Here is a 6,189-nt window from a genome sequence, read left to right as displayed (position 1 = left end):
TGTGCTCACGAGTTTGTGGCATAGGGCCATCTGTAGCAGCAACAACTAGGATACCCCCGTCCATTTGAGCAGCACCAGTGATCATGTTTTTAACATAATCGGCGTGTCCAGGACAGTCTACGTGTGCGTAGTGACGTTCAGGAGTATCGTACTCAACGTGAGAAGTTGCGATTGTGATACCGCGCTCGCGCTCTTCTGGAGCGTTATCGATAGATGCGAAATCTTTAGCAACACCGCCGTACACTTTTGCAAGTGTAGTACAGATAGCAGCAGTTAGAGTTGTTTTACCGTGGTCAACGTGGCCGATAGTACCAACGTTTACGTGCGGTTTCGTACGTTCAAATTTTTCTTTAGACATGGGGTGTCCCTCTAGGTACGGATTAGGTGGCTTAAAATAAGACCACGCAACCAAAAAAATGGTTTTCTTTATTAAAGGAGAAGAAGCTTTAGACTGGTGCTAATACCCAGAGTCGAACTGGGGACCTCACCCTTACCAAGGGTGCGCTCTACCGACTGAGCTATATCAGCACACAAAATGAGTTGGAGCGTGCAGCGGGAATCGAACCCGCATCATCAGCTTGGAAGGCTGAGGTAATAGCCATTATACGATGCACGCAACACGTAACTCTGTTTGAGCTATTTAACCTTTAGAATATGGTGGAGGGAGACGGATTCGAACCATCGAAGGCAGTGCCGGCAGATTTACAGTCTGCTCCCTTTGGCCACTCGGGAACCCCTCCAAATTTTGAGCTTTCTCTCGCTTGCCTTATAGGAAGGGAGAAAGTGGTGCCGACTACCGGAATCGAACTGGTGACCTACTGATTACAAGTCAGTTGCTCTACCTACTGAGCTAAGTCGGCACAAGTGGGGCGCATTTTATTGAATGATTTTCCACCTTGCAATAGCAAATTGAAAAAAAGTGCAAAATTCTCTGACCAAACTCCTACATACAGCTATTTAGCTCAAGGTTTACGTCTTTAACCCGCATCTAGTACAGGAAGATATTTTATTTATCTATCGCTTGATGTATTTTCCATGCACTTGTTTTGTTATCCACTATAGAGTTTTGTATGAGCCCATTTATGTCATTTGACCGCGAACGTTGGTCTGAACTAAGGAATTTAGTTCCGATGACACTTTCTGAGAGCGACTTAAAAGAGCTTCAAGGCATCAATGAAAAGCTCACAATGGAAGAGGCAGTAGAGATCTATTTACCGCTATCTCGTCTATTGAACCTCTATGTAGCAGCCAGACAGAATAGAAACTCGGTACTCCACCAATTTCTAGATAAGAAAGAGAAGGCGCCACCTTTTATCATCGGTATTGCGGGCAGTGTTGCCGTTGGAAAAAGTACGACTGCACGTCTGCTTAAAGCCCTACTATCTCGTTGGGAGAACCATCCAAAAGTTGAGTTAGTGACAACCGATGGCTTTTTGTATCCGAATGAGGTGTTAGAAGAGAAAGGGTTGATGAGCAAAAAGGGCTTTCCGGAGTCTTACGATATCAAGCGTTTAGTGAACTTTGTTTCTGATGTAAAAGCATGCAAGAGAAATGTCACAGCTCCTGTTTACTCACATCTTACGTACAACATTACTGATGACGTTAAGAGCGTCGACCTACCAGATGTGCTTATTATTGAGGGACTTAATGTCTTACAAACCGGAATGAACTACCCGCACGAGCCACATCGGGTATTTATTTCAGACTTCCTTGATTTCTCACTCTATGTTGACGCCGATAGCCAACAAATCAAAGAGTGGTACGTCAATCGCTTTATGAAATTCCGTGATGGCGCGTTTACTAAGCCTGGCTCTTACTTTAGTCATTACACTAAATTATCGAACCAAGCCGCATTGGATAAAGCGGAAGGTATCTGGAGTTCAATTAATGGCTTGAACCTAGAACAAAATATTCTTCCGACACGAGAAAGGGCTCACCTGATTCTACGTAAAGGCGCAGATCATATGGTTGAAGAAGTGTTACTAAGAAAATAGTAACGCTTTAGTCGCCTTTTCTTAGCGATATCTCGCCACCAATATAGCTCTCGACACCATTCTCAGTGTTGAGCAATACAGCACCTTGCTCATCGATGCCTTGAACAACACCTTCAATTTCTCTAGGTCCAATGATCAATCTAACATTGCGACCTAAGAAATTATCCAAGCGGTTCCAACGCTCTACAAAATTGGACATTCCTTTCAACTCATAGTCGACAAGTGACTTATCCCAAGCATTGATCAGAGCCTGCGCTAATTGATTACGGTCAGGCACCTTTCCATCACACACTTCTTTAAGGGAAGTCCATGGCTGGCCAATACCTGATGTTGTTGGATCCATGGATAGGTTTAGCCCTAAACCAATCACAATATGCGCAGCGCCACCAGACTGTCCTGACAGCTCGACTAAGATACCTGCAAGCTTCTTATCATTGTGGTAGAGGTCGTTCGGCCATTTGAGCTTTACACCTTCTACACCCATTTCTTCCAAAGCTTCAACAACAGCCACACCAACCACAAGGCTTAAGCCCATCGCGGCAGCCATCCCTGCGTCAAGTCTCCAATACATTGAAAGGTAGAGGTTTGCACCGAATGGCGATACCCACTCTCGTCCACGGCGTCCACGACCCGCAGCTTGATATTCAGCAATACAGACAGAACCCGATTCGAGGGTGTTAGTACGCTCTAATAGGTGTTGGTTTGTAGAACCTATGATGGGAATCAGTTCAAGAGAAGCATCGCGACTAACTGCAGACAATTTTTCTTGGTCAAGCATATCCAAACGACTGGCTAGCTTGTAACCCTTGCCTTGTACTCGGTAGATGTCTAAACCCCACTCTTGAATACCTTTAATGTGCTTACTGATAGCCGCTCGTGATACACCAATCATTTCACCTAGGTCTTCACCTGAATGAAACTCACCGTCAGCAAGGCATCTCAATAGCGCAAGCTTGGTACTGTGTTCTCTCATGCCAATGACTCCAAAGCCTTGTCTAGGTTTGTCTCGCAGTCTCGTCCCATAAAACGCACTTCATGTTCCAATCGAATATCGAATTTATTCAAAACGGACTGGCGTACTCGCTCTGCAAGCTTAAGGATATCCACAGCTGAAGCCTCATCAAAATTGATGATAACCAATGCTTGGTTAGGGTGAACTTGAGCACCACCTTCTGTCACGCCCTTGAATTGGCATTGATCAATCAACCAGCCAGCAGCGACTTTGATCATCTCATTACTTTCATAACCGACAATGTTTGGGTATAGAGCTAACAGGCGATCAAAATGATCTTGGGTGATCACAGGGTTTTTGAAGAAGCTGCCCGCATTCCCTTGTACTCTAGGGTCTGGCAGCTTACTTGAACGGATAGCACATACTTCATCAAATATCGTACGAGGAGAGAGACTATCGGCTGCTAGGCTTTTTAACGGGCCATAGTGATTACATGGCTCCCACTCTTTCGGCAACGTTAAACCAATCGCAACAACAATCGCTTTATCGTAGAGAGCGTGTTTGAAAATAGAATCTCGGTAACCAAAGAGACACTCTTCTTTGCTTAATCGCTTAACTGTATAAGTATCCAGACACAGAATATCGACATACTCGCATACGTCTTGCAACTCAACACCATACGCACCAATATTCTGAATCGGAGCAGAGCCTGAGCAGCCGGGTATCATTGCTAGATTCTCTAGACCACCCAACCCCTTATCCACACTCCACTCAACCAAGCTTGGCCAATCCTCGCCACCACTTACATGCAGTAGGTGATGACTGTCCGTCTCGGCCAGCTCAATCCCAGCTAATTTATTCACGATGACCAGGCCAGCGAAGTGCTCAGTAAAAAGCATATTACTGCCCTTACCCAGTATTAACTTAGGCAAAGCTGACCATTTAGGGTCTTTGTAAAGCGAAATCAGTTCTTCGGTAGTGGTGACTTCAACCAACGCATCACACGTCTGATCGATGGAAAAAGTATGAACATTTTTTAAACTAGCATTGAGATGGAATTGCATGGCGATATTCAATTAACTTACACTGCGGTCATTCTACAGCAGATAAACCAATGGCGCAGTGACTGAATGAACAATGTCATCATTACTCAATTAGACCCAGTAAAGGTTCCCCTAGTTAAACGTTTCTATAAAGAACATTACCCAACGGGAAAAGCGAATAAGAGTGAACTGATCTACTCGTTATTGCGGGATAACGAGCTGTGCGGTGTCGTGCGTTTTCGTACAATAGAAAATAATCGCTTACTTACTGGAATGGCGATATCAAAACAACATCGCGGTAAGCAATTAGGCTCCCAGCTTATGGATTATTGTGCGCAACATACGCTTACGGAAGACGATTATTGCTTTGCGTATGCTTATCTCACCAATTTTTACGCGCGACACAAATTCGTGCAAGTAGACCCTAAAGATCTACCAAATGGTTTAAGAGTTTTATACGAGCGCTATTCGAATAGCGGAAAAGATCTCATTCCTATGCATTATCAGCAAAATTGTTAGAGAATGCCTCGATTATCTAGTATTTGGTGCTATCCCTTTGGTAAAATTAAAGGTTCGCAATTTTGCATATTTTTAAGGTAAAACAGTCAATATGATTGCCAGTAGGAATCCATTCATACAGTTGCCAACCATAGCGCAGAATCCTGACAAGTTTGAAGTACTACTATCAGCGCAAGAGTTTCGAACTCGCCTACTTGATGAGATATCTCGCGCTACGACTCGTATTAGTTTAGTCGCTTTGTATCTTGAAGATGATGAGGCTGGCCGTGAGATCCTAACTGCCTTATATGAAGCAAAGCAAAAGAATCCAGAATTAGACGTAAGCGTTTGTGTCGATTGGCACCGAGCGCAGCGCGGATTGATTGGTGCAGAGTCTTCTGAAGGCAATGCTGCAATGTATAAAGAGTTTTCAGAAAAATATCAGCACTCTGTACCTGTCTATGGTATTCCAGTTCGCGGCAAAGAAGTCTTTGGCGTATTGCACTTGAAAGGCTTTATCGTCGATGACAGCGTGATATACAGCGGTGCAAGCCTTAACAATATCTACCTGAATTACCATGACCGCTATCGCTTTGATCGTTACCACGTTTTAAACAACGCGGCTCTTGCTGACTCAATGTTTGCCTACGTACACGAACAGATGGTTGCGGACAGCGCTGTTTATGACCTGGCTGATAAGAACAAGCCGGTGACCAAAGAACTGAAACCAGCGATTCGCCAATTCCGTTCATCATTAGCAAGATCTCAATATCAGTTCGATGGACAAGATGTTTCACCTGAACAAGTTGCCATAACGCCACTAGTCGGTATCGGTAAAAGACGTAACCGCCTGAATCAGGGAATCAATCAACTAGTTGCTCAAGCTAAAGATGAAATCTTTATCTGCACACCTTATTTCAACTTCCCACCCAGCCTAGCTAAAGAAGTGAAGAAAGCGCTTAAGCGTGGCGTAAAGGTCAGTATTGTTGTTGGCGATAAGACAGCGAATGATTTCTTTATCTCGCCAGAAGAAGAGTTTAAAACAATTGGTGGTTTGCCATATCTTTACGAATTAAATTTACGTCGTTTCGCTAAAGCTAATGAAGCTCATATTGCTAGCCGTAATCTATCAATTCGACTTTGGCAACACGATTCCAATAGCTTCCACCTAAAGGGCATTTGGGTAGATAAGCGCTACATGCTTCTAACAGGTAACAACCTAAACCCTCGCGCATGGAAGCTTGATCTAGAGAACGGCATCTTTATCCAAGATAGCTACCACCACCTAACAGACAAGTTCCAGGCAGAAGTGGATAATATCCTTCAACACACTCAGCTTATCTGTACTTATAAGCAGTTAGACAAGGTAGAGAGCTACCCTGAGGAAGTTCAGAAGTTGATTCGTAAGATCACTCGTGTGAAAGCCGATAGAGTACTTAAGCAAATACTGTAGCCGATGTATTAAAAACACTATTTATCAACGCCTAGCAAACGCTAGGCGTTTTTGTATCCACGAGATAGCGAGATAGCGAGATAGCGAGATAGCGAGATAGCGAGATAGCGAGATAGCGAGATATTTTGAAGGTTAGACTCTTTTTGTCAAACTCCAAACGTAAAAAAGCCCTGCTATTTCTAGCAGGGCTTTTTTAATAAGTGGCGGAGTGGACGGGACTCGAACCCGCGACCCCCGGCGTGACAGGCC

The 6,189-nt window shown here is 44.1% G+C and carries 6 protein-coding genes and 4 tRNA genes; 3 read left to right on the top strand and 7 right to left on the bottom strand.

The genetic code is table 11. The features are described 5' to 3' along the window. From OQJ75_RS22305 to OQJ75_RS22285, 5 genes are all read right to left on the bottom strand, one after another. Positions 1-358, bottom strand: a 358-nt coding sequence (locus OQJ75_RS22305) for a GTP-binding protein (RefSeq protein ID WP_266067288.1), incomplete at its 3' end; no start/stop codon positions are given. A 94-nt stretch (positions 359-452) separates the two neighbouring features. Continuing rightward, positions 453-528, bottom strand: a tRNA-Thr gene (locus OQJ75_RS22300). Between the two features lie 13 nt (positions 529-541). Further along, a tRNA-Gly gene (locus OQJ75_RS22295) sits at positions 542-616 on the bottom strand. 39 nt (positions 617-655) lie between these two features. After that, positions 656-740, bottom strand: a tRNA-Tyr gene (locus OQJ75_RS22290). Between the two features lie 44 nt (positions 741-784). After that, positions 785-860 (bottom strand) — tRNA-Thr (locus OQJ75_RS22285). Positions 861-1,070: 210 nt separating this feature from the next. On the opposite strand from OQJ75_RS22285, the gene coaA reads away from it, so the two are divergent. Beyond that, on the top strand, positions 1,071-1,994 hold the full coding sequence (gene coaA / locus OQJ75_RS22280; protein WP_265974956.1) for a type I pantothenate kinase: 924 nt from the start codon (positions 1,071-1,073) through the stop codon (positions 1,992-1,994). 7 nt (positions 1,995-2,001) lie between these two features. Here the strand turns inward: coaA and birA are convergent, their stop codons facing one another. After that, the gene (gene birA, locus OQJ75_RS22275; RefSeq protein WP_265974957.1) at positions 2,002-2,967 is read right to left on the bottom strand and encodes a bifunctional biotin--[acetyl-CoA-carboxylase] ligase/biotin operon repressor BirA; all 966 of its coding nucleotides are present in this window, start codon (positions 2,965-2,967) and stop codon (positions 2,002-2,004) included. Then, on the bottom strand, positions 2,964-4,010 hold the full coding sequence (gene murB, locus OQJ75_RS22270) for a UDP-N-acetylmuramate dehydrogenase (protein WP_265974958.1): 1,047 nt from the start codon (positions 4,008-4,010) through the stop codon (positions 2,964-2,966). Before murB ends, birA begins: the two co-directional genes overlap by 4 nt. A gap of 66 nt (positions 4,011-4,076) precedes the next feature. Between murB and OQJ75_RS22265 the strand changes: the two genes are divergently transcribed. Both OQJ75_RS22265 and pssA read left to right on the top strand, forming a co-directional pair. Next, entirely contained in the window at positions 4,077-4,508 is a 432-nt protein-coding gene (locus tag OQJ75_RS22265; protein ID WP_265974959.1) for a GNAT family N-acetyltransferase, read from the top strand. Between the two features lie 91 nt (positions 4,509-4,599). Continuing rightward, entirely contained in the window at positions 4,600-5,940 is a 1,341-nt protein-coding gene (gene pssA, locus OQJ75_RS22260) for a CDP-diacylglycerol--serine O-phosphatidyltransferase (protein ID WP_265974960.1), read from the top strand. Positions 5,941-6,189: the final 249 nt, after the last annotated feature.

The organism is Vibrio sp. 14G-20, assembly GCF_026241515.1.
GTDB lineage: Bacteria > Pseudomonadota > Gammaproteobacteria > Enterobacterales > Vibrionaceae > Vibrio.
Note: the sequence above shows the minus strand (reverse complement) of the source record. Positions and strands in the feature narration are given on the sequence as shown.

Bases quoted from the DNA above. Each gene is read 5' to 3' on its own strand.
- coaA (WP_265974956.1), top strand. From the start codon at position 1,071: ATGAGCCCATTTATGTCATTTGACCGCGAACGTTGGTCTGAACTAAGG.
- birA (WP_265974957.1), bottom strand. From the start codon at position 2,967: ATGAGAGAACACAGTACCAAGCTTGCGCTATTGAGATGCCTTGCTGAC.
- murB (WP_265974958.1), bottom strand. From the start codon at position 4,010: ATGCAATTCCATCTCAATGCTAGTTTAAAAAATGTTCATACTTTTTCC.
- OQJ75_RS22265 (WP_265974959.1), top strand. From the start codon at position 4,077: ATGAACAATGTCATCATTACTCAATTAGACCCAGTAAAGGTTCCCCTA.
- pssA (WP_265974960.1), top strand. From the start codon at position 4,600: ATGATTGCCAGTAGGAATCCATTCATACAGTTGCCAACCATAGCGCAG.